A 20858-nucleotide genomic window follows, 5' to 3' on the forward strand; every position below is an offset into this window, starting at 1 on the left:
ACCGGGGCCGGGGGCCCTCGTGGTGCCGGGACCAGATGTAACGACCAGGCGGCCGCCATCATTCCGGGGCCGCTCACCCTGCCATCAAGGCGGGCCCTGCTCGATCGTCCAGGTGATGTAACGACCCCGCCCCCGCCACCATTCCACCCCCGGGATGCCGCCGACCACACCCCCAAACCAGACATTCGGCCTGACACGGCACAGGCCAGCCGGACATACCATCCAGCCAGCGCAGGTGACGCATCGAGATCATGGAAGAATTCGGCCCCTCCAGGGGGCCAAACCCTTCCAGATCTCGCCGCGACTCAGGTTCGGGGCCCTGTGTCAATGGGCGTTGGGTCCACCCAAGGGCGGAGCGGGTGCTGAGCGGCCCGGTCAGGCGGGTCGGTGGAACTCGGCGCGCCAGCGGCGTACGCCGGCGGGGTCTTCGAAGTCCTCGACCCGGACGGCGGTCAGGCCGCCCGCGGCGAACGCGTCGACCTCGGCCCGGGTGAACGGCCAGGGCGGTCCGGCCGGCGGATCCTCGTCCTCGGCGCGGCCGGCGGCGATCACGAGCAGCGTCCCGTCCGGGGCGACCAGGTCGCCGACGGCGCGGATCGCGGCGGCCCGGATCTCGGGTGGCAGCGCCTGCACGGTCATGCTCTCCACCACCAGGTCGAAGCCGTGCCGCCAGGCCGGGGGCGGGTCGAGCAGGTCGGCGCTGCGGTAGTCGACCGGCGATCCGGGGTGCCGCTGCCGGGCCGTTTCGACGGCGGTGGGGGAGATGTCGAAACCGATTGTGCGGTAGCCGAGGGGGGCGAGGTCCGCGTCGCGGCCGTAGCCGCAGCCGACCACGACGGCCGGGCCGCCGCGCCCTCGTGCGTCACCGGTGGCCTCCCGCGGGATCCGGCACCCCCGCCGGGGCGCGACCGCCGGTCAGCGTAGCGGGCCAGGCGGGTCCGCCGCGCTCCTCCCGCGGGGTTTCGCGACGTGGACCGACTGGGAAGGAGTGTCGCCTGGGTCACGGCCGGAATCACCCGGAGGCCGGGCCGGTTGCGCCGGTTGCGGCGGGTCGAGCGGGGCTCCCGGGCGTTGTCGGGGCCGGCGGCTAGGCTCGCTGCGGCGCGCCGCTTCCGGCCGATGCCCGCCGTCCGCGGCACCACACCGCCGAGACCTGGGAGTACGACCAGTTGACCGCAGAGCCTGAGACCCTGTACGGGGCCGACGACCTCACGCACCTCGAGGGGCTGGACGCTGTCCGCAAGCGTCCCGGCATGTACATCGGCTCGACCGACAGCCGTGGCGTGGGTCACCTCGTCAACGAGATCCTCGACAACTCCACCGACGAGGGCGTCGCCGGTCACGCGACGTCGATCGAGGTCACGCTGCACGCAGACGGTTCGGTCCAGGTCGACGACGACGGTCGGGGCATCCCCACCGACGTGCACGCGAAGTCCGGCATCTCGGGTGTCGAGCTGGTGCTCACCCGGCTGCACGCGGGCGGGAAGTTCGGCGGCTCGGGCTACAAGACGTCGGGCGGCCTGCACGGCGTCGGCGCCTCGGCGGTCAACGCGCTCTCGCGCCGGTTCGACGTGACGGTCCGTCGCGGCGGCAAGGTCCACGCGATGTCGTTCCGGCACGGTGTCCCCGGCGTCTTCGACGGCGACGGGCCGGACGCGCCCTTCACGGCGGGCCCGGGGCTCCAGGTGGTCGGCGGGATGAAGCGCGGCCAGCGCACCGGCACGTCGATCCGCTACTGGCACGACCCGCGCTACTTCGAGACCGGCGCGTCGCTGGACGGCGAGGCCGTGCGGATGAAGCTGCGCAACACGGCGTTCCTGGTGCCCGGCGTCCGCTACCTGCTGCGCGACCAGACCGGGGCGGAGTCGGTCGAGGAGCGGTTCCACTACCCCAACGGGCTGACCGACATGGTGGAGTTCCTCGCCCCGTCCGGTGACCGGCCGGTGTCCGGCACGCTGCTGGTGACGGGTGAGGGGACGTACCGGGAGAACGCGGCCGACGCCAACGGCGTCATGCAGTCCAACGTGCAGCGCCGCGCCGAGGTCGAGGTGGCGTTCCGCTGGGGCACCGGCTACGAGCGCACCGTGGAGTGCTTCACCAACACGATCCGCAACGCGCACGGCGGCACCCACCGGAAGGGCTTCGAGCGGGCGCTGGCGCGCGCCCTCGTCGACGCCGTCCGCAACGCCCGTGGCCTGCTCAAGGCCAAGGAGGAGCCGCCCACCCTGGACGACGTCCTCGAGGGCATGACCGCGGTGGTGCACGTGCGGATCCCGGAGCCGCAGTTCACCTCCCAGACCAAGGACGAGCTGTCCACGGCCGGCATCACGAAGGTGCTCCAGAGCCTCGTGGAGCAGCACCTCAAGGCCTGGCTGGAGGACCGGAAGACCAAGGCCGAGGCGCGCACGGTCCTGCAGAAGATCGTCGACGCGGCACGCGTCCGGCTCACCCAGAAGCAGCAGAAGGACGCGGCCCGCCGCAAGACGGCCCTGGAGGGCGCGTCGATGCCGGCGAAGCTGGTCGACTGCCGTTCGACCGGTGTGGACCGCAGCGAGCTGTTCATCGTCGAGGGGGACAGCGCCCTCGGCACGAGCCGGATGGCCCGCTCGTCGGAGTACCAGGCGTTGCTGCCGATCCGCGGCAAGATCCTCAACGTGCAGAAGGCGAACCTCCAGCAGGTTCTGGACAATGCCGAGTGCGCGGCGATCGTGCAGGTGCTGGGCGCCGGCTCAGGGCGGACGTTCGACCTGTCGGCGTTGCGGTACGGCCGGGTCCTGATCATGGCCGACGCGGACGTGGACGGCGCACACATCCGTACGCTGCTGATCACGCTCTTCGCCCGGTACATGCGACCGCTGATCGAGGCCGGTCGGCTGTACGCGGCGATGCCGCCCCTGCACAAGATCACCACCAAGGGGCGCAACCCGCAGACCATCTACACGTACACCCAGGCGGAGATGGAGTCGACGGTCCGCCGGCTGGAGAAGGCCGGCAAGCAGGTCGTCACCCCGATCCCGCGGTTCAAGGGTCTCGGTGAGATGGACGCCGACGAGCTGTGGGAGACCACGATGAACCCGGCCACCCGGGCGGTCCGCCGGATCACCCTGGAGGACGTCGAGGCGGCCGAGCAGATCCTGGAGCTGCTGATGGGTGAGAAGGTCGAGCCCCGCCGCAACTGGCTGATCGACTCGGCGGACCGGGTCGACCGGGAGGCGATCGACGCATGAGCGGGAACGCCGCGACCGCAGGCACGATCAGCGGGACAGTCCGAGGGGAAAGCTGAGTCATGGCACGCCGCAAGGAAACGAAGGTCGACCTCTCCGCGTTCGACCAGGCCGGCGCGCGGGTCTTCGACAACCCGCTGGTCACCGAGGTCTCCGACTCCTACCTGGAGTACGCGTTCTCGGTCATCCACTCCCGGGCCCTGCCGGACGCCCGGGACGGGCTGAAGCCGGTGCACCGGCGCATCCTCTGGTCAATGTACGAGCAGGGCCACCGCCCCGACCGAGGCCACGTCAAGTCGGCCCGGATCGTCGGCGACTGCTTTGTTGCAGGAACGCTGGTCTCGACGCCCGATGGTCTGAGGCCGATCGAGGATGTTGAAATTGGCGACTTCGTGTTGGACGGCGACGGGACCGCCGTCCCCGTGACTGCTGTTTATCAGAACCCGAATTCGGAGTTGGTCCGGGTCACCTGGAGCAACGGCCACACTATGACTGTGACCCCAGGGCAGCGGTTCCGTGTAATCGACGAGGACCTCTCGCTCCGCTGGGTTGAGGCGCGGGAACTTACCGGCCACCTCACCCTGGCCTACGGCAGCCGTCGCGGGACGGCTCTAGCGCCGGGCGGTGACGTCTATGACTACGTCCGCGGACTGGTCGTGGCAGAGGGCTTCGCCGTCGATCGGTCTCGTGAGGTTGACGGCCGCGTACGGCTGCACATGTGCGATGTTGAGCCGCTCGACGTCGCGCATGGTTGGGCGATCGCGAACGGGCTGAACGCCACCCGTGGCAAGCGTGAGCCGGCCAATCCCCGTCACCGGGCTCAACACATCCTCACGTTCGCTCGGCACGAGGGCCTGCTAGCGGCGGGTCAGCCGCTCAGCCACGCCAAGCATGTGCCGAACGACGTCATCGAGAGCCGTTCCGCGTGGGCGCCGTTCCTCGCTGGCTTCTTCGACGGTGACGGCTACGTTCGTAAGCGTTTCCGCGAGATCGTCTTCGTCAGCACCAGCGACATGCTGGTGCGGCAGATCTACTCCATGCTCGCCGATCTGGGTGTACACGGGCATCACTGGACCAGTAGGAGAACCGGGTATGAACCGCTTCTCGGTCTGTCGGTAAGCGGGCGCGATGCTGCTGTCCTCGCCGAGATGCTTCTGCCGTGGGTGCGGGTCGGTCATAAGAACGACGGCCTTCGCCGGGTAATGGAGTTGGCCTACCAGTACGGCGGCAAGCAGGGCAACGATCGGCTGCCATGCCGACCCGTGATCGGCGAATTCACGGCCGCTCACCGGGGCGGCGGATGGTTCCGGGATGAGGACGGCAACGCTTTCCGAGTGCCGCTGTCGGGTGACGGGGGCAAGGTCCGTTACGGTAAGGACCGCAACGGCGTGTCGCTGTCGGAGCGGTCATTCCCCCTTTGGCGCGCGGAGCGGGATGGCTGGGTTCGCAAACTCCGCCGTGTCGGCTCGCCTCTTGCCGGCCGGCTTGAGGCTCTGTCGGGTCGTTCGTTTCTTCGAGTCGTCTCGGTCGAGGCGGTCGCTGCCGCCACCACTTACGACATTCAGGTCAGCTCAGATGAGCACGCCTTCGTTGCCGAGGGCTACGTCGTCCACAACTGCATGGGTAAGTACCATCCGCACGGCGACACCGCGATCTATGACGCGATGGTCCGGCTCGCCCAAGATTTTTCGCTCAATGTGCCACTCATCGACGGGCATGGAAATTTTGGAAGCCCAGACGATGGACCGGCCGCGGCTCGTTACACCGAGGCCCGGATGTCCCGCGAGGCGATGCACCTCGTCGGCGAGCTCGGCGAGGACACGGTCGACCTGGAGCCCAACTACGACGGCTCGCTGACCCAGCCCACCGTGCTGCCGGCCGCCTTCCCGAACCTGCTGGTCAACGGCGCGTCCGGGATCGCCGTGGGGATGGCGACCAACATGATCCCGCACAACCTCGGCGAGGTCGTCTCGGCCGCCCGCTGGCTGATCAACCACCCGGACGCCACGCTGGACAAGCTCATGGAGTTCGTCCCGGGCCCCGACCTGCCCACCGGCGGGCTGCTGCTGGGCCTCGACGAGGTGCGCCGCGCGTACGAGAGCGGTCGCGGTGTGGTGCGGATGCGCGGCAAGGTGGAGATCGGCCCGGTGGAGGGCAGCCGCGGCCGGCAGGCGATCACCGTGGTCGAGTTGCCGTACGGCGTCGGCGCGGAGAAGGTCATCGCCGCCATCACCAACGAGGTGACGAAGACCAAGCGGCTCACCGGCATCGCCGACGTCAAGGACCTCACCGACCGGGAGAACGGCACCCGCCTGGTCATCGAGTGCAAGGTCGGGGTGAACCCGCAGGCACTGCTCGCCGACCTGTACCGGCTGACCCCGCTGGAGCAGTCGTTCGGCGTCAACAACCTGGTCCTGGTGGACGGGCAGCCGCAGACGCTGGGTCTGAAGGCGCTGCTGGAGGTCTTCCTGTCCCACCGGTACGAGGTGGTGACGCGGCGCAGCGCGTACCGCAAGCGCAAGCGTGAGGAACGGCTGCACCTGGTCGACGGCCTGCTGATCGCGCTGCTCGACATCGACCGGGTGGTCAAGCTGATCCGGGCCAGCGAGGACGCGCAGGCCGCGAAGGACGGCCTGATGCGGAGGTTCAAGCTGTCCGAGATCCAGGCCACGTACATCCTCGACACGCCGCTGCGCCGGCTCACGAAGTACGACCGGCTGGAGCTGGAGGCCGAGCAGGAGAAGCTGCGCGGCGAGATCGCCGAGCTGGCCCGCATCCTGGACGACCCGAAGGTGCTCCGGAAGGTCGTCTCCGACGAGTTGGCCGCGGTCGGGAAGCAGTTCGCCGCGCCGCGCCGCACCACGCTGGTCGACGGTGACCTGAAGGAGGTGCTGGCGGCGTCCGTGCCGGCCGGCCCGCTGGAGGTCGCCGACGACCCCTGCCAGGTGATCCTGTCGGCGACCGGCCTGGTCGCCCGCACCGCGGCCGAGTCGGAGGAGGCGGCCGAGGGGCGCCGGCGGCACGGCCGGGTGAAGCACGACGCGGTACGCGCCGTCGTCCACTCCACGGCCCGCGGCCGGGTCCTCCTGGTCACCAGCGCCGGCCGGGCCTTCAAGGTGGACGTGCTGCCGCTGCCGGTGCTGCCCGAGCAGTCCGGCACGGTCTCGCTGCGCGGCGGCATGTCCGCCGCCGAGCTGGTGCCGTTGGAGCCGGGGGAGACGGTGGTGGGCCTCGCGCCGCTCGGGTCGACCGCCGACGGGGCGCCGGGGCTGGCGCTGGGCACCCGGCAGGGTGTGGTGAAGGTCTGCGCGCCGGAGTGGCCGGTGCGTTCCGACGAGTTCGAGGTGATCAGCCTGCGGGACGGTGACGAGGTGGTCGGGGCGACCTGGCTGACCGACGGTGCCGAGGCGCTCGCCTTCGTCACGTCGGAGGCGTCGCTGCTGCGGTTCCCGGCCGGGCTGGTCCGTCCACAGGGGATCAAGGGTGGCGGCATGGCCGGCGTCACCCTGCCCGCCGGGGCGCGGGTGGTGTTCTTCGGCGCGGTGCGCACCGACGACCCGACCCACGGCGAGCCGATGGTGGTCACCTCGACCGGCGCCACGGTGAAGGTGACGCCGTTCGCGGCGTACCCCGCGAAGGGAAGGGCGACCGGCGGGGTGCGCGCCCAACGCTTCCTCAAGGGTGAGACCGACGTGGTCGTCGCCTGGGTGGGTCCGCGGCCGGTGGGATCGACGGCGAACGGCGAGCCGGTGGACCTGCCGGCGGCCGACCCGCGCCGCGACGGCAGCGGCTTCGCCGTGATGCTCGGCCCCACCGTGGTCGGCCACCAGGTCGACCGCGACTGACCGCGTACGGACGGCGGGGCCGGCGCCAGGCGCCGGCCCCCGCCGTCCGCGCTGGTCCGGCCGGACCGTCCTCGTCGATCATGAGGTTAGCGGGCTGGATCCGGGCATTTCTCCCCGCTAACTTCATGATCGAAGGGGGGTCGGGCGCCGACGGGCGGTCAGAGTTCGGGTTCGGGGGCTACCCGGGTTTGTGGGGTGGTGCCGCGGAGGCGGGCGACCAGGCGCATGCCGTGGTAGATGAGCAGGGCGGCGCCGGTGCCCAGGGCGATGCCGTTGAAGGACAGGTCGCCCGCGGTGAGGGTGTAGTTTGCGGCGCCGACGATCACCGCGACGGCGGCGGTCATCAGGTTGACCGGATCGTGGAAGTCGACGCGGTTCTCGATCCAGATCCGCGCGCCCAGGATGGCGATCAGCCCGTACAGGGCGGTGGTGGCGCCGCCCAGCACGCCCGCGGGCACGGTCAGGATCAGCGCGCCGAACTTCGGGCTCAGCCCCAGCAGCACCGCCGCCACGCCGGCGACCCAGTACGCGGCCGTCGAGTAGACCCGGGTCGCCGCCATCACGCCGATGTTCTCCGCGTACGTGGTGGTGCCGGAGCCGCCGCCGGAACCGGCGAGCACGGTCGCCAGGCCGTCACCGAAAAACGCCCGGCCCATGTCCCGGTCGAGGTTGCGGCCGGTCATCGCCGCGACCGCCTTGACGTGCCCGGCGTTCTCCGCGATCAGCACGAGGATCACCGGGATCACCAGCACGACGGCCCGCAGGCTGAAGCTCGGGGCGTGGAACTCCGGCAGGCCGATCCACGCCGCGTCCCGCAGCCCGTCGACGGCCTTCGGGTCGAGGTGCCCGAGCGCGGCGGCCAGCGCCCAGCCGACGGCGACGCCGAGCAGGATGGACAGCCGGGCGAGGAAGCCCCGGAAGGCGACCGTGGCGAGGAGGATCGCCACCAGCGTCACCACGCCGATCAGCGGTTGGGCTTTGACGCCGGTGCCGCTGCCGCCGCCGTCCCAGGCGACCGGCGCGAGGTTCAACCCGATCAGCGCCACGATCGCGCCGGTCACCACCGGGGGCATCAGCGCGTCGATCCACCGGGCGCCGGCGACGTGGACGACCACGCCGACCAGGGCCAGCGCCGCGCCGGCGACCACGATGCCGCCGAGCGCCGGGCCGATGTCCCCACCGGCCTTCGCCGCCAGCACCGGCGCGATGAAGGCGAACGACGAGCCGAGGTACGACGGCAGCCGGTTGCCGGTGATCAGCAGGAACAGCAGCGTGCCCAGCCCGGAGAAGAACAGCGTGGTGGCGGGCGGGAAACCGGTGATCAGCGGCACGGTGAAGGTGGCGCCGAACATGGCCACCACGTGCTGCACGCCGACCCCGGCCGTCCGCGGCCAGGACAGCCGCTCGCCGGGGTGCACCACGTCGCCGGGCCGCACCGACCGGCCGTCACCGTGCACGGACCACGGCGACCAGCGCGAGCGCGCCTCGGTGGGGGACTGGGTCATGGGGGTACCCCTTCGCGTCGTCGTCAGAAGGGGTTGATCGGACCCTGGACGTCGTTTCTAGCACGCCGGCGCGGCGCACCCGCCGCCGATCGGCGCACCTCGTGTCAGGCGACGTTGGTCGGGCGGAACTGGACGCTGACCCGGGGGCCGACCGGGCGCGCCGTCTTCGGGACGGCGTGCTCCCAGGTGCGCTGGCACGAGCCGCCCATCACGACCAGGTCGCCGTGGCCGAGCGGGAACCGCAGGCTCGCGCCGCCGCCACGGGGACGCAGCAGAAGCGCCCGGGGCGAGCCGAAGGAGACGATGGCGACCATCGTGTCGGTGTGGGCGCCCCGGCCGATGGTGTCGCCGTGCCAGGCGACGCTGTCGCGTCCGTCCCGGTAGAGGCACATGCCGGCGGTGACGAACGGCTCGCCCAACTCGGGCGCGTAGTGCCGGGTCAGCGCCGCCCGGGCGGCGGTGAGCACCGGGTGGGGCAGCGGGCGGCCGGCCGCGTACCAGCAGAGCAGGCGCGGCACGTCGACCTCCGCGTCGTACATCGTGCGGCGTTCGGCGCGCCAGGGCACCTCGTGCAGGAGATTGTCGAGCACCTGGTCGGAGCCGCGCACCCAGCCGGGCAGGTGGTCGACCCAGGCACCCCGGGTGAGCCGGTGCCGCGTGACCTGGCCGGCGAGCGGCCGGAGCGTCGGGCCGGCCTCGGCGAGATCCAGCATCGACGGCTGGTAGGCGACGTCCGGCACGGCCCCGAGCTTACCGCATCATCGAACAGACGTACGACTGGCTCTCGGTGCGGCACGCCGGTCACCGGACCGGCGGGTAAGGTCGCGGAGCGGTGCGGGCCGGCCGTCGGGCCGCCCACGACCCGAGAAGGAGAAGCCTGTGCAGGTGACCCCCACCGACCGGCCGGTACGCGCGGCGAGCCCCGCCGCACCGGGTCCGGGCGGCCGGCTGCCGTCGCTCACCGGGCTGCGGTGGATCGCCGCGCTGCTGGTCTTCGCCTTCCACGCCGCGACGATGGGCATCGTCGCCGAGCCGGCCTACAAGGGGGCCGTCGACCGGTTCTTCTCCCTCGGCCTGTCGGGCGTCCAGTTCTTCTTCATCCTCAGTGGATTCGTGCTGGTGTGGTCGGCCCGCCCCGGTGAGGCGAAGCGCACCTTCCTGCGCCGCCGCGTCGCGAAGATCTACCCGAACCACGTCGTCATGTTCGTGGCGGCGCTGCTGGTCGCGTACGCGTTCGCCGACCCGGTCCACCCCCGCGCCGCGCTGGAGAACCTGCTGCTGGTGCAGGCGTGGGACCCGACCCCCGGCATCTTCTACAGCGTCAACACGGTCAGCTGGTCGCTCTCCTGCGAGCTGTTCTTCTACGCCTGTCTGCCGTTCGCCCTGCCGCTCATCCACCGCATGCCGGCGGGCGCCCTGTGGGCCGTGGTCGTCGCCGTGCCGCTGCTCATCCTCGCGCTCTGGCCGGCCCAGGCCCTCGTACCGGAGGAGAGCCGCTGGTGGTTCACGCAGGTCTTCCCGGTGGTGCGCTCGCTGGAGTTCTGGCTCGGCGTGGCCGCTGCGGAACTGCTGCGCCGGGGCCGGTGGCGCGGCCCACGCCTGGGTGTGGCCAGCGTGGTCTTCGTGGTGACCTGGGTGGTGGCGAGCGCGTGGATCCGGGCCGAGCTGTGGGCGGCGCTGCTGTCGATCGCGTACGTCCTGGTCATCACGGCCGCCGCCGACGCGGACGTCCGGGGCCGGCGGACCCTGTGGGCCAGCCGCCCGATGGTCTGGCTCGGGGAGGTCTCGTTCGCCTTCTACCTGGTGCACGTCCTGGTCATGGTGAGCGTGCTCCGGCTCACCGGCCATCACGGCGTCGGGGTTCCCGGCTGGCGGGGGCCGGCCGCGGTGGTGGGCTTCCTGCTGGTCAACCTGGTGCTCGCGGCGCTGCTGCACCGCTACGTGGAGACGCCGATGATGCGGCGGCTCGGCCCACCCCGCCGGCCACGCCCGGCCGCGCCGGACGCCGGCGGCCGGGCGCACGCGGCGGCCGGGCCGGCGGGCCCGGGCGCCGTGCCGTCACCGCGGGTCGCCGAAGCGGACCACCCGAGGGAGTACGCGGGCGACCGCCGCTGACCCTGTCCACGCTGGCCGGTCCGGCGCGTCCCGGCGACGCGACACGCTGGTGACGGGTGCGGTCGGCCGACCGCGACGGTAGCGTGGCATCGTGCTTCCGGTCGCGCTCACCTGTCCGTTGTGGTGGGTCGCGCGCTGGGCTTCCCGGCTGCTCGCCGGTCTCGCGCTGACCGCCGGCCTCAGCGTCGGCGTCGCCGCTCCCGCCCACCCGGTCGGGACGGCCGAGGTGGCGGTGGCGTCGGCGGCCGGTGACTGCGTCGCGTTGCCCGCCCCGGGGGCGACGACCGGCACCGCGCCGGTGGCGCTCGACGCACCGGCGGCCGGGACCGCGCCGCAAGCCGCGCCGGCCTGGTCGGGGGCGGACGCCGCGCCGCCTGCCGCAGCCGTGCCCGGCGACGTCGAGCGGGTGACATCGGCGGCCACCGGCGAGTGCGGCTCCCTGGCCGGCCGGTTCCCCGCCGGTTCCGGCTCGCGGGCTCCGCCGCGCAACTGATCGACTCCCGGGCCGCGGCCCGCCGCGTGACGCTGGTGGCGCCCGCCTGAGCGGCCCCGTCCGTCGCCGTGTCTCTGCACCTGCCGCCGCCGGTGGTCCGCGCCCAGTTCGGGGCGGGCCGGCGTGTGTTGTCCCGTCGCGATCCGTTCCCCGTGAGGTTGCCGACATGAACACCGTCCTCCACGAGTTCCTCATCGACGTGCCCCGGGCGACCGCCATCTGGTCCGCGTTGCTCGTCCTCGCCCTGACCGCGCTCACCGTCGTCGCCGCGCGGCCCGAGCGGGACCAGCCGGCCGAGCCGCCGCCCGTCGACGAGACGGTCGACCTGCGCCGGTACGCCGAGGAGGTGGCGGTGGCGGCTGCCGGCGCGGCCCAGACCGCGCGTCGCCGGCGGGACGCCTGGCGCACGGCGCAGGAGGAGGCCGACCGTGCCTGGCGGGCGTACGACGAGGCCGAGAACGCCGCCCGCCGGCTCACCGCCGCCGCCGCGCTGCCCACCCCGCGCACGTCGCGTACGCCGGCCGAGTACGCGGCGCGGGAGCGGTGGTTGCACCGGGCCGCGGTGGCCGCCCACTGGCGGGGTGACCTGTCCGCCCGGCAGCTCGGCGACGTGTTCGGGCACCGGGACGGCTGGGACGCCCGGCTGCACCCGGTCGACCAGGAGATCGTCTTGACGCGGGCCGTACGCGACGGCAAGCTGGCCGCCTACCGGGCGGCGGCCGCCGCCGAGCGGGCCGCCTGGCGCGACGCGGAGGTGGCCGCCGAGGCGGCCCGTGCGCTCGCCGCCGAGGCGTACGCGGCGGCGGAGAGCCTGCGTCCGGCACTGCGGACGAAGCCTCGGACGGCGTGGACCGGACGGCCGGTCGCCGCCGCACGCTGGCGCCCCGCACGGGTCGGCTGACTTAATTCCGTGAGCCCGGTCACACCGACGTCGAACCGGTCAACATTCGCAGTCCGGTCGATTGTCTCCGCCGCTGCCGGGGTAATGTCCGCCGCTTGTCCCGTTGCCGCCCGGCCGCGTCGTTAGCACCTCCCGTCCCATTGAGCCGCGTCAGTGCGAAACTGCCCGCAAAATTGCTGCCATGATCGAGGTTTACGCAGCTCAGAGCGGGTTGGCAGGCCGGTTGACCGGCCAGTAGTGTCGGCGCGTCCGGTGCGGTAACCGATCGCAAGAGGCGACGCCGCGCCGACCCGCTCAATCGCCGCATGGCGAACCGGGGACCCAATCTGCACCTGGGGTGAATCCGCGATTGTCGCGGTAGGGCGTACTTCCCGCCCGAATCCGTCAGCTAACCCGGTAGGCGGCATCGGAAGGAGTCCCATCCTCGTGCAGTTCGAACCCAACCGTCGGTTCCATCGCCGCCTCCACGGCATCGCGGTGCCCGCGCCCGTCCGGCTCGCCGCCGGGCGCTGACCCACCGCCCTGCCCGGTCCCGCCGGGCTCGTCCCCTCGTGGCCACCTGCCGCCGGACCCGGTCCGGACGGCCGGCCCGCCGCTGCCCGCGGCCGGCCCGGTGCGCCGCCAGCCCCGACAGTCCGTGGAGGAAACCGTGAAGCAGCACCTCAAGCGTCAACTCCGTCGTCTCGCCACCGAGCGTCCGTACCAGGTGGCCGCCGCGTCCGCCGCCGTCCTCGTGCTGGCGACCGGCACCGGTGCCCTGGTCGCCGGCCCCGGCGACGCACCCGCGTCGGCGCAGACCCCGGCCGCCGTGGCAGAGCTGCGTGGCAACACCGCCGCCTCGCGCGGCGAGGCCCGTTCCGTGGCCGTCCCCCCGTCGAGCGCCGCCCCGTCCAGCGCCGCCCCGTCGAGCGGAGCCCCGTCCAGCTCACCGGCCGCGAAGGCCGCACCCGACCCGGACCTCACCAAGAAGCCCAAGCCCTCGAAGTCCAAGCTTCTGAAGTTCGACTACCAGGCTCAGATCAACTTCTACTACTGCGGCCCGGCCGCGGTCCGGAACGCCCTCAGCGCCACCGGCATCGAGCGGTCGCAGGACCACCTCGCCGGTCCGCTGGGCACCGACCAGTTCGGCACCGACTCGGCCGAGGACACCACCCGGGTGCTCAACGCCATGGTGAAGGGTGACCCGTACCGGACCCGGATGATCCCGGGCCGTGCCGCCACCCCGGCGCAGATGGACCGGCTCCAGGCCGACGTCGTCGACGCCATCACCGACGGGCGGGGCGTCGTCGTGAACATCGCCGGCTCCGCCACCGACACCAACGGCGGCTGGCACTCGTTCCCGGGCGGCCACTACATCGCCGTGACCGGGTACGACGACGAGGGCCGCCTGGTGCGGATCGCCGACTCGGCCAACCCCGCGACCGGGTCGTACTGGATGACCACGATCGCCCTGGCGAACTGGGCCGCGACCCGCGGCTACTCCGCCTGACCGACCCGCTCGCACGACGGGCGCCGGACCCCTTGGGGTCCGGCGCCCGTCGCCGTTCCGGCTGCCGGCGGGCCGAGAAGGGCTCACCGCTGCAGCCTCCGCTGCAAGATCCGCGCAACTTCACCGAAGATGCTGCCTCGGTTACGCCCGAGACGGCATTTTCCCCGAAGTTGCGCGGATCTTGTGCTGTCGGCCCGCCGGCGCGTGTCCCTTTTGCAGCACCGGATGTCACTGGCCGTTGTCGGCGTCCGCGTCACCCTTGTGCGGCCGCACGCCGGACGCACCACGGCCGACTCCCGTCACTGTTTCGACGGCTGTCGAGCTGCCCGCGTAGCTGGGGCAGGGCGATCGCCCCGAGATCGGCCGGTCGTGGACGGGCCGGACCCGGCCGACCGGACCCGGTCGCATGGATGGGCAGCTGGACAGCTCGGCGCGTGCGACAGCGAAGCGAAGCGCCCGCCCCCGGTACCGGGAGCGGGCGGCTTGTGTGTGTCTGCGGTTGGTCAGCCGCGCTCGGCGACCTGCGTGACGAAGGCCCGCCAGGCAGCGGGGGAGAAGGTCAGCGCCGGACCGGTCGGGTCCTTGGAGTCCCGGACGCCCACCACACCGGAAAGGTTGTCGGCGACCTCGACACAGGTGCCGCCGTTGGTGGACGAGCAGGAGGACTTCCGCCAGTGAGCGCCTGTCAGCTTGTCCATGTCTTTGCCGCTTCCTTGAGGATGTCGAGTGACTGCCCGAGCGGGAGAGCTTCGCCCCGAACCGCGTCCCACGACAAACCCAGACGAGTAACCGGGTCTGGCTGTCCCTTCGGTCTGCGATTTTAGTTGGTGGTCCACGCACCCGGCGCGCGAGCCGTCGGGCAGGTCAGCCAGGATGAACGCCCCGGCAAGTCCTGAGTAGATGCCAGCGGACAACGGCACGATGTGCAACTGAATATGGGGCTGTTCAGCGCACGTAAGCAGGTGTTCGAGTTGCTCGGCCATCACGTCACGGCCGCCGCACGCCCGCCGGACGACCATCTCATCCATCACGACGAAGAGCTGCGGACTCGGGTCGCGGGCGAGGACCGCTTGCCGCTCCATCCGCGCCGCGACGCGCTGGTCGAGCCCTGAGGCCGGTACGCGCGCTGCCCGGAATGTCGCGCGAGCGTATCCCTCGGTCTGTAGGAGCCCTGGCACGAAGGCGTGTTCGTACCAGCGCAGCGCCGTCGCTTCCCGCTCGATTTGTATCCACTCGCGCAGCCAGACCGGTGCGGCCTCACCCTTGACCAGCTCATCCCAGAGCGTCGCGAAGTGCCCGCCGGTGTTCAGCGCCTGGTCGACAGCGGTCAAGTAGGGCAGCGTCGGCGGTTTGGTCCCGGTCTCGATCGCGCTGACCTGAGAGTCCGAGCAGAAGACCAGCTCGCCGAGTTGGGCTTGAGTCAGCCCGGCGGCCGTGCGGCGTCGCCTCAGCTCACGGAGCAGGTACTCAGACGGCGAAATTCCCACGGCTTCCATACCCTTCCACGACTCTCCACATCGCTCCGCGCCGGTCCGGATTCGGCCGCTCCGTTCCGTGGTCGAGTGATGACTGTTCCGAGCGTAGGGGGTCACCGTCCAGGGTGAAAGGAGATGCGGCGCGAGCCGGTAGAGGACCCGAACTCGCCGGTGGCGCTGTTGGGGCCGCCCCCTTTAGGCAAGCGACCGGGGCGGCCCCCTTCCAACCCGTGAAGGAGGTTCCGCCGTGCGTCTCCGCTTCTGGCGCTGCAAGCCCACCGTGCCGTCGCTTCCCCGGCGAATCCGGGGCGCGAACCTGCCGGCCGCCCTGTTCGCACCCACCCGGCCGATCCCGACCGTCCAGCCGGGCCGCGCCGGGAGCTTGACCCGGGCGCAGGAGTACCGGGCGAACGGGGGCCGCTGGTGACGATCGCCGTCGGCCGCACGGTCCGGGTTCCCGAGGACGCCTACACGTTCGGCACCGGAACCCTGACCCTGTCCATCACCGATGTGATCAGCAGCGCGGTCGTCGACGGCGCGGTCTGGGTCCAGTTGAAGGGCCGCGAGGTCCGCCCGGACCGGTCGGTCGCTCCCCGCGAGCGGTACGCGGCGGTCCGGGTCGACGCCGTGACGGAGGTGGAGCCGGTGAGGGTCCGGTGACCCGACGCCGAGCCGAACACGTCCCGTCCCGGCCCACGTGGCGCTGCCGGGCGTGCGGGATCGCGTGGCCGTGCTCGCCCGCGAAGCTCCGCCTGCTCGGGGAGTACCGCGACGACCGGACGGCCCTGCTGGTCTACCTGGCGATGCTCCAGACCGAGGCCGCCGAACAACTCGCCGAATTGGACAGCACTCCACCGGCCGACCTGACCGAGCGTTTCATCGCCTGGGCCCGCGCCCGGTAGCCCTTCCGGCATCCCCCTGCCCGTGGTCTCTTGCGGTAACCGGGGAACTGTTGGAGAGTGAGCAGGTGGGAACCAGGAAGGAGATCAGCGAGTTGCCGCCGGAGGCCGACCTGGCCCGGGCCGACTCGCTGGCGCGCGAGATCTTCTCGGACGTCGCGAACAAGTGGGCGTTCCTGATCATCGAGTTCCTCGGGCAGCGCACCATGCGCTTCAGCGAGCTGCGCGACGAGGTCGGCGGGATCAGCCACAAGATGCTCACCCAGAACCTGCGCATGCTGGAGCGCAACGGCCTGGTCGAGCGGACCGTGCACCCCACCGTCCCGCCCCGCGTCGAGTACAACCTCACCGAGGCCGGCGAGGCCCTGCGCGGGGTCGTGGACGGCATGTGCGGCTGGACCCAGCGCTACCTGGGCCACATCGAGGCGTCCCGCAGCCGCTTCGGAGCTGCCCAGGGCGGGCCCTAGTCGAGGACGGCGGTCGCCTCGACCTCCACCAGGTGCTCGGGCATGTCCAGCGCCACGATGCCGAACAGCGACGCCGGCGCGGCCGGCGTCACCCCCAGCGTCGCCGCCGCCCGGGCGATCCCGTCCAGCAGTACGGGCATCCTCTCCGGCTTCCAGTCGACGACGTGGACGGTCAGCTTCACCACGTCGTCGAACGACGCCCCGACCCCGGCGAGCGCCGTCGCGACGTTGAGGTAGCACTGCTCGACCTGCGCGGCGAGATCCCCCTCGCCGACCGTCTTCCCGTCCGCGCCCCAGGCAACCTGCCCGGCGACGTGGACGATCTTCGACCCGGTCGCCACCGACACCTGCCGGTACACGTCGATCTCCGGCAGCCCGCTCGGGTTCACCAGTGTCACAGCCATGACGAAGTCCTCCTCCTACGCTCTCCAAAGGTTACTTAATAACCGTAGGAGACTGCCGCTGGCCTGGGAAGAAGGCACTTTTCCGAGACCCAGGCACCTTTGGGTGACCGTACCGGCGCGCGTCCATTCGATCAGGAATCGAGAAGCACCCGTGGTTACGGCAGGCCTAGCCTTCCCTCAGACGGCCGGGCAGCACGCCGGGCCTCGAACGGCGGAAAGGCAGCCAGAAATGACCGCGAAGAGTGCCAAGACCGAGTCCGACGGCTTCAGCGCCGAAGAGCGTGCCGCGATGAAGGAGCGCGCCGCCGAACTGCGCGCCGAGGGCAGGAAGGGCGCCAAGAAGGCCGACGGACTTCAGGCGGTCCTCGACCGGATCGCGCAGATGGCGCCCGAGGATCGCGAGCTCGCCGAGCGCGTACACGTGACCATCACCGCCACCGCTCCGGAGCTGACGGCGAAGACCTGGTACGGGATGCCCGCCTACGCGAACGAGGAAGGCAAGATCGTCGTCTTCTTCCAGGACGCGGGCAAGTTCAACTACCGGTACTCGACGCTGGGCTTCCAGGACACGGCCAACCTCGACGACGGGGACATGTGGCCGGCGTCGTACGCCCTCAAGGCGTGGAGCCCGGAGGTGGAGAAGAAGATCGCCGAGCTGGTGAAGGCCGCCGTCTCCTGACGATGCCACGCCAGCTCGGGCGGCGACCCCGGGTGGACCGGGGCTGCCGGCAGAGCGGTCTCGATTCAGCCGGGCGGCTCAGGGATCAGCCAGGTGTCGAAGGCCGATCCGAGAAGAACACCGAGGAAGCCGAGGGCGATGGAGGCGGCAATACCGATGAGGAACCCGGTCAGGCCGCGGTACCGGTTGTCCGTAGCCAGGCTCTGGCGAAGCCCCGGCGCGCCGCGACCCCGGGCGCTCGATGATCAGCCAGGTCGGCACGCCCAGTCCGAACGGAACTCCCGTACCGATCCAGAACCAGTACCATCGCGTACCCACGACCGGTGCCGGCCCGGCGATGAGGACGGCCAGACAGACCAGGCCGACGACCGCCGCCACATACCGGGAGCCGAGCTGCACGTCGGCGACGAGTGGCCGGCCGGAGTCGAGCACGGACGCCCTCACCTGCGCCCGGATCGACTCGGTCTGCTGGCCGAGTGGCTCGGAACTGTCCGCGAAGGAGGAGTGTTCGGGTGTTGCGGTGGGCCCGCCATCCAGCGCCGCGTAGTAGGTGCGGCCGTCATGGGTACGCCAGACGAACAGCGGGCCCTCGCGGCCCCAGGAGCGCAGCGTCGGCACAGTGCTCCCCCCCGGTCATTCGCCGCATGCTCCCAGGCGACGAATCGAACAGCAAGCGCCGGAGCCACGCGCAGGCCGGACGCCCACGGTCGCGGTAAGTTGAACCGTCATGGCCACGACCGCGGATGTCCGTCGCGAACTCGCCGGTCTCGCCGACCCCCGCCGGGCGGAGGGCGTGAGCCGGTACCTGCAGATGTTTCCGGGCGGGTACGGCGAGGGCGACCGGGCCATCGGCGTACCCGTGCCGGACCAGCGCAGGGTGGCCGGCCGGTACTGGCGTGACCTGTCCCTGGCCGACACGGCGACGCTGCTGACGAGTGATGTGCACGAAGAGCGGCTGACGTCGCTCCTCATCCTGGTCCGCAAGTTCGACAAGGGGGACGAGCGCGAGCGGGGCGACGTCTTCCGCCTGGTCCTGGCCAACACCGGCCGCATCGACAACTGGGATCTGGTGGACTCCTCCGCGCCCTACATCGTCGGCCCCTGGCTGATCGACAAGGACCGGAGCGTCCTGGACCGGTTGGCCGGATCGAGCCTGGTGTGGGACCGACGCATCGCCGTCATGGCGACGTTCGCCTTCATCAAGGTCGGTGACTTCCACTGGACCTTCCGGCTCGCCGAACGGCTCCTGCGCGACCCGCACGACCTCGTCCACAAGGCGGTGGGCTGGATGCTGCGCGAGGTGGGCAACCGGGACCGGACGGCGGAGGAGGAGTTCCTGGCCCGGCACCATCGGGCCATGCCACGGGTCATGCTGCGGTACGCGATCGAGAAGTTCGAACCACAGCGACGGCGGGCCTACCTGTCCGGCACGGTCTAGATGACCGATGCGCGCTCAGCGGGCCGGTCCGAACAGGTGGGCGTGCTCGACCGCCCAGTCGTCGAAGCGGCGCGGTGGACGGCCGATGATCTCGTGGACGGCGGGCCGTTGATCGAGGGTCCACCGGGTGAGTTCGGCGAGCCGCACGCCGTACTCCCGCAGGGCGTAGAGCGTCACATCGATGCCGCTGTCGGGCCAGCCGCGACGCCGCCAGGACGCGCGGCTGTCGTCGGGAGTCAGTTCGATGCCGTCGATGTCGCAGCCGATCGCCTTGGCGATGCCGGCCACGCGTGACCGGGTGCTGATCGGCAGCCCCACTGCCTCGAGCACGGTGCCGACGTAGCCGTCGGTTCGCATGGCCGCGGCCGCGACGGCGGCGAGGTCATCCTCGTGGATGAAGGGGTAGTGGCCGTCGTTGAGGAAGGCTTCCCGCACGACGCGCCCCTCCCTGACCGTGTCCGGCCAGTCCGACCCGGTGGCAGGATAGGTGCCCTCGATCACCGCCCCCATCACCGCCGACGGGCGAAGGTGCGTCCACTCCAGGCCCGAGCGTTCGACGGCGCGCTCGACAGCCAGCCAGAACCATGTCTCCGGTGGGTAGTCCTGCTCGTACTCCGGTCCGTGCGAGGACAGCACGACGACGCGGCCCGCACCCGCACGCTGGACGACCCGCAACGCGTCCTGCACTGTCGCCGGCACTGCGCCGGCCAGGAAGACATTGTCGACGCCGGCGAAGACCTCGGCGCGCTCCAGCGGCCGCGTGATCGACCCCTCGACAACCTCGGCACCGGCGGGCCAGCCGCTGAGCTGTCCACGTTCGGCGAGGACGCGAACCCGATCGCCCCCGTCGAGCAGTTGTCGCGCCAGACTCCGCCCGACAATTCCGGTCGGGCTGCTGCCCGCGTCCTTCCTGGCGGCTACGGCCGTCACCAGATGCAGGCGGGCTCGCGACGTGGTGATGGCGCTGTTGATTCCAGACATGGCAACCTCCCACGCGACAGGTGAGATCGTGCGCCGTCGCCGGTGGCCGGGCGAGGGTTGCGGATCCGGTTCGCCAAAAGTACCAGCCCGATGTGCCGCACGGGTCGACGCCGCTGTCGCCATGCTCGCCCGGGGGCCGGCACGGTGGCAGACTGCGCGCATGGTCGATGAGTCGGGTGACCGCGGTCCGGTGCTGGTGCTGCTGCACGGCATGGGTGGGACCGGCGAGGTGTGGCTGCCCTGGGCGCCGCTGCTGGAACGCCGGTGGGCCGGCCGCTGGCTGGCGCCCGACCTGGCGGGTCACGGCTGGTCCCCGCCGCTGCCGGCGTACTCGTTCGCCGGGCTGGCCGACCCGCTCGCCGCGACGCTGGCCCGCGAGGACCGGCTCGTCCTGCTGGGACACTCACTCGGCGGCGTGGTCGCGCTGGCGCTGGCGGCCCGGTCGGCCGGGCTGCCGGTCGACGCCGTGGTCGGGCTCGGCATCAAGGCGGTGTGGTCGCCCGCCGAGTTGGCGAAGGCGCAGGAGTTGGCTGCCCGGCCGGTGACCTGGTTCGCCAACCGGGACGAGGCCGCCCGGCGCTACCTGCGGGTCTCCGGCCTGGCCGGTCTGCTCGCACCCGACCATCCGGTGGTGGAGGCGGGCCTGCGGCAGGTCGACGGCCGTTGGCGGCTGGCCATGGATCCGGCCGTGTTCGGGGTGGGGGAGCCGAACCTCCCGGCCCTGCTGGCCGCCACCGACGTGCCGGTCCTGCTGGCCCGGGGCGAGCACGACCCGATGGTCTCCGACGCGCAGCTCAAGGAGTTGGGCGTGCCGGTGGCCACGTTGCCGGGCCTCGGCCACAACGCCCACGTGGAGGACCCGGCGGCGGTCCTGGCCCTGGTCGACGAGTACCTTCCGAGCCGTTGATCATGGGGTTAGCGGGTGGATTGATCTCTGAAGCAC

Annotated in this window: 20 protein-coding genes, 2 pseudogenes and 1 riboswitch; of the genes and pseudogenes, 15 read left to right on the forward strand and 7 right to left on the reverse strand. The window is 71.7% G+C overall.

The window, feature by feature from the left end; genetic code table 11:
* Positions 1 to 375: 375 nt before the first annotated feature.
* A complete protein-coding gene (locus AB0873_RS20800) occupies positions 376 to 834 on the reverse strand; it encodes a class I SAM-dependent methyltransferase (RefSeq protein WP_366601414.1) in 459 nt (152 codons plus the stop codon).
* Positions 835 to 1169: 335 nt separating this feature from the next.
* Here AB0873_RS20800 and AB0873_RS20805 point away from each other — a divergent pair, with 335 nt between their 5' ends.
* The 4 genes and pseudogenes from AB0873_RS20805 to AB0873_RS20820 all read left to right on the forward strand — a co-directional run bounded on the left by AB0873_RS20805 (position 1170) and on the right by AB0873_RS20820 (position 7069).
* Positions 1170 to 3227 carry a DNA topoisomerase IV subunit B gene (locus AB0873_RS20805; RefSeq protein ID WP_366601416.1) on the forward strand — a complete coding sequence of 686 codons (2058 nt, stop codon included), beginning with the start codon at positions 1170 to 1172 and terminating at the stop codon, positions 3225 to 3227.
* 59 nt (positions 3228 to 3286) lie between these two features.
* Positions 3287 to 3541 (forward strand): annotated as a pseudogene (locus tag AB0873_RS20810) (DNA gyrase subunit A); the annotation flags it as partial.
* Positions 3542 to 3712: 171 nt separating this feature from the next.
* Positions 3713 to 4342 (forward strand): annotated as a pseudogene (locus AB0873_RS20815) (LAGLIDADG family homing endonuclease); the annotation flags it as partial.
* An 84-nt stretch (positions 4343 to 4426) separates the two neighbouring features.
* Complete coding sequence (locus tag AB0873_RS20820) at positions 4427 to 7069, forward strand: DNA topoisomerase IV subunit A (RefSeq protein ID WP_366601522.1); 2643 nt, start codon at positions 4427 to 4429, stop codon at positions 7067 to 7069.
* A gap of 158 nt (positions 7070 to 7227) precedes the next feature.
* On the opposite strand, the gene AB0873_RS20825 is transcribed toward AB0873_RS20820, so the two are convergent.
* Together AB0873_RS20825 and AB0873_RS20830 are read right to left on the reverse strand one after the other, a co-directional pair.
* Positions 7228 to 8574 carry a solute carrier family 23 protein gene (locus AB0873_RS20825; protein ID WP_366601418.1) on the reverse strand — a complete coding sequence of 449 codons (1347 nt, stop codon included), beginning with the start codon at positions 8572 to 8574 and terminating at the stop codon, positions 7228 to 7230.
* A gap of 104 nt (positions 8575 to 8678) precedes the next feature.
* Complete coding sequence (locus AB0873_RS20830) at positions 8679 to 9287, reverse strand: alpha-ketoglutarate-dependent dioxygenase AlkB (RefSeq protein ID WP_366601524.1); 609 nt, start codon at positions 9285 to 9287, stop codon at positions 8679 to 8681.
* Between the two features lie 166 nt (positions 9288 to 9453).
* Here AB0873_RS20830 and AB0873_RS20835 point away from each other — a divergent pair, with 166 nt between their 5' ends.
* The 4 genes from AB0873_RS20835 (at position 9454) to AB0873_RS20850 (ending at position 13572) form a co-directional block, all read left to right on the forward strand.
* Positions 9454 to 10689: an acyltransferase gene (locus tag AB0873_RS20835; protein WP_366601420.1), complete on the forward strand. Its 1236-nt coding sequence runs from the start codon at positions 9454 to 9456 to the stop codon at positions 10687 to 10689.
* Positions 10690 to 10780: 91 nt separating this feature from the next.
* Entirely contained in the window at positions 10781 to 11182 is a 402-nt protein-coding gene (locus tag AB0873_RS20840; RefSeq protein ID WP_366601421.1) for a hypothetical protein, read from the forward strand.
* 166 nt (positions 11183 to 11348) lie between these two features.
* The gene (locus AB0873_RS20845; RefSeq protein WP_366601423.1) at positions 11349 to 12083 is read left to right on the forward strand and encodes a hypothetical protein; all 735 of its coding nucleotides are present in this window, start codon (positions 11349 to 11351) and stop codon (positions 12081 to 12083) included.
* A gap of 281 nt (positions 12084 to 12364) precedes the next feature.
* Positions 12365 to 12501, forward strand: a riboswitch (cyclic di-AMP (ydaO/yuaA leader).
* Between the two features lie 219 nt (positions 12502 to 12720).
* Positions 12721 to 13572 (forward strand): C39 family peptidase, encoded by an 852-nt coding sequence (locus AB0873_RS20850; RefSeq protein ID WP_366601425.1) that lies wholly within the window; start codon positions 12721 to 12723, stop codon positions 13570 to 13572.
* A 503-nt stretch (positions 13573 to 14075) separates the two neighbouring features.
* Here AB0873_RS20850 and AB0873_RS20855 read toward each other — a convergent pair.
* Entirely contained in the window at positions 14076 to 15068 is a 993-nt protein-coding gene (locus AB0873_RS20855; protein ID WP_366601427.1) for a Scr1 family TA system antitoxin-like transcriptional regulator, read from the reverse strand.
* A 226-nt stretch (positions 15069 to 15294) separates the two neighbouring features.
* Here AB0873_RS20855 and AB0873_RS20860 point away from each other — a divergent pair, with 226 nt between their 5' ends.
* The 4 genes from AB0873_RS20860 (at position 15295) to AB0873_RS20875 (ending at position 16413) form a co-directional block, all read left to right on the forward strand.
* Positions 15295 to 15474: a hypothetical protein gene (locus AB0873_RS20860; RefSeq protein ID WP_155332977.1), complete on the forward strand. Its 180-nt coding sequence runs from the start codon at positions 15295 to 15297 to the stop codon at positions 15472 to 15474.
* Positions 15471 to 15707, forward strand: a complete 237-nt coding sequence (locus tag AB0873_RS20865) for a hypothetical protein (RefSeq protein WP_366601429.1) — start codon at positions 15471 to 15473, stop codon at positions 15705 to 15707. Before AB0873_RS20860 ends, AB0873_RS20865 begins: the two co-directional genes overlap by 4 nt.
* A complete protein-coding gene (locus AB0873_RS20870) occupies positions 15704 to 15949 on the forward strand; it encodes a flavin reductase (protein ID WP_366601430.1) in 246 nt (81 codons plus the stop codon). The genes AB0873_RS20865 and AB0873_RS20870 overlap by 4 nt, the downstream gene beginning before the upstream one ends.
* Positions 15950 to 16014: 65 nt before the next feature.
* Positions 16015 to 16413: a helix-turn-helix domain-containing protein gene (locus AB0873_RS20875; RefSeq protein ID WP_366601432.1), complete on the forward strand. Its 399-nt coding sequence runs from the start codon at positions 16015 to 16017 to the stop codon at positions 16411 to 16413.
* Here the strand turns inward: AB0873_RS20875 and AB0873_RS20880 are convergent.
* Positions 16410 to 16817, reverse strand: coding sequence for a RidA family protein (locus AB0873_RS20880; protein WP_366601433.1), 408 nt, complete (start codon positions 16815 to 16817; stop codon positions 16410 to 16412). The two genes, AB0873_RS20875 and AB0873_RS20880, sit on opposite strands and share 4 nt — an antisense overlap.
* Positions 16818 to 17046: 229 nt before the next feature.
* Here AB0873_RS20880 and AB0873_RS20885 point away from each other — a divergent pair, with 229 nt between their 5' ends.
* A complete protein-coding gene (locus AB0873_RS20885; protein WP_366601435.1) occupies positions 17047 to 17496 on the forward strand; it encodes a hypothetical protein in 450 nt (149 codons plus the stop codon).
* 78 nt (positions 17497 to 17574) lie between these two features.
* On the opposite strand, the gene AB0873_RS20890 is transcribed toward AB0873_RS20885, so the two are convergent.
* Positions 17575 to 18114 carry a hypothetical protein gene (locus AB0873_RS20890; protein WP_366601437.1) on the reverse strand — a complete coding sequence of 180 codons (540 nt, stop codon included), beginning with the start codon at positions 18112 to 18114 and terminating at the stop codon, positions 17575 to 17577.
* A gap of 109 nt (positions 18115 to 18223) precedes the next feature.
* Between AB0873_RS20890 and AB0873_RS20895 the strand changes: the two genes are divergently transcribed.
* A complete protein-coding gene (locus AB0873_RS20895) occupies positions 18224 to 18934 on the forward strand; it encodes a DNA alkylation repair protein (protein ID WP_366601438.1) in 711 nt (236 codons plus the stop codon).
* Between the two features lie 15 nt (positions 18935 to 18949).
* Here the strand turns inward: AB0873_RS20895 and AB0873_RS20900 are convergent, their stop codons facing one another.
* Positions 18950 to 20038, reverse strand: coding sequence for an NAD(P)H-binding protein (locus AB0873_RS20900; protein ID WP_366601439.1), 1089 nt, complete (start codon positions 20036 to 20038; stop codon positions 18950 to 18952).
* A 37-nt stretch (positions 20039 to 20075) separates the two neighbouring features.
* Between AB0873_RS20900 and AB0873_RS20905 the strand changes: the two genes are divergently transcribed.
* Positions 20076 to 20822, forward strand: coding sequence for an alpha/beta hydrolase (locus AB0873_RS20905; RefSeq protein WP_366601440.1), 747 nt, complete (start codon positions 20076 to 20078; stop codon positions 20820 to 20822).
* The last annotated feature ends 36 nt before the right edge of the window (positions 20823 to 20858 follow it).

Source organism: Micromonospora sp. NPDC047707 (assembly GCF_040704235.1).
Classification (GTDB): domain Bacteria; phylum Actinomycetota; class Actinomycetes; order Mycobacteriales; family Micromonosporaceae; genus Micromonospora.

Coding starts and splice junctions, on each gene's coding strand:
- AB0873_RS20905 (WP_366601440.1), top strand. CDS start 20,076: ATGGTCGATGAGTCGGGTGACCGCGGTCCGGTGCTGGTGCTGCTGCAC.
- AB0873_RS20880 (WP_366601433.1), bottom strand. CDS start 16,817: ATGGCTGTGACACTGGTGAACCCGAGCGGGCTGCCGGAGATCGACGTG.
- AB0873_RS20820 (WP_366601522.1), top strand. CDS start 4,427: ATGGAGTTGGCCTACCAGTACGGCGGCAAGCAGGGCAACGATCGGCTG.
- AB0873_RS20900 (WP_366601439.1), bottom strand. CDS start 20,038: ATGGCGACAGCGGCGTCGACCCGTGCGGCACATCGGGCTGGTACTTTT.
- AB0873_RS20885 (WP_366601435.1), top strand. CDS start 17,047: ATGACCGCGAAGAGTGCCAAGACCGAGTCCGACGGCTTCAGCGCCGAA.
- AB0873_RS20825 (WP_366601418.1), bottom strand. CDS start 8,574: ATGACCCAGTCCCCCACCGAGGCGCGCTCGCGCTGGTCGCCGTGGTCC.
- AB0873_RS20895 (WP_366601438.1), top strand. CDS start 18,224: ATGGCCACGACCGCGGATGTCCGTCGCGAACTCGCCGGTCTCGCCGAC.
- AB0873_RS20855 (WP_366601427.1), bottom strand. CDS start 15,068: ATGGAAGCCGTGGGAATTTCGCCGTCTGAGTACCTGCTCCGTGAGCTG.
- AB0873_RS20845 (WP_366601423.1), top strand. CDS start 11,349: ATGAACACCGTCCTCCACGAGTTCCTCATCGACGTGCCCCGGGCGACC.
- AB0873_RS20830 (WP_366601524.1), bottom strand. CDS start 9,287: ATGCTGGATCTCGCCGAGGCCGGCCCGACGCTCCGGCCGCTCGCCGGC.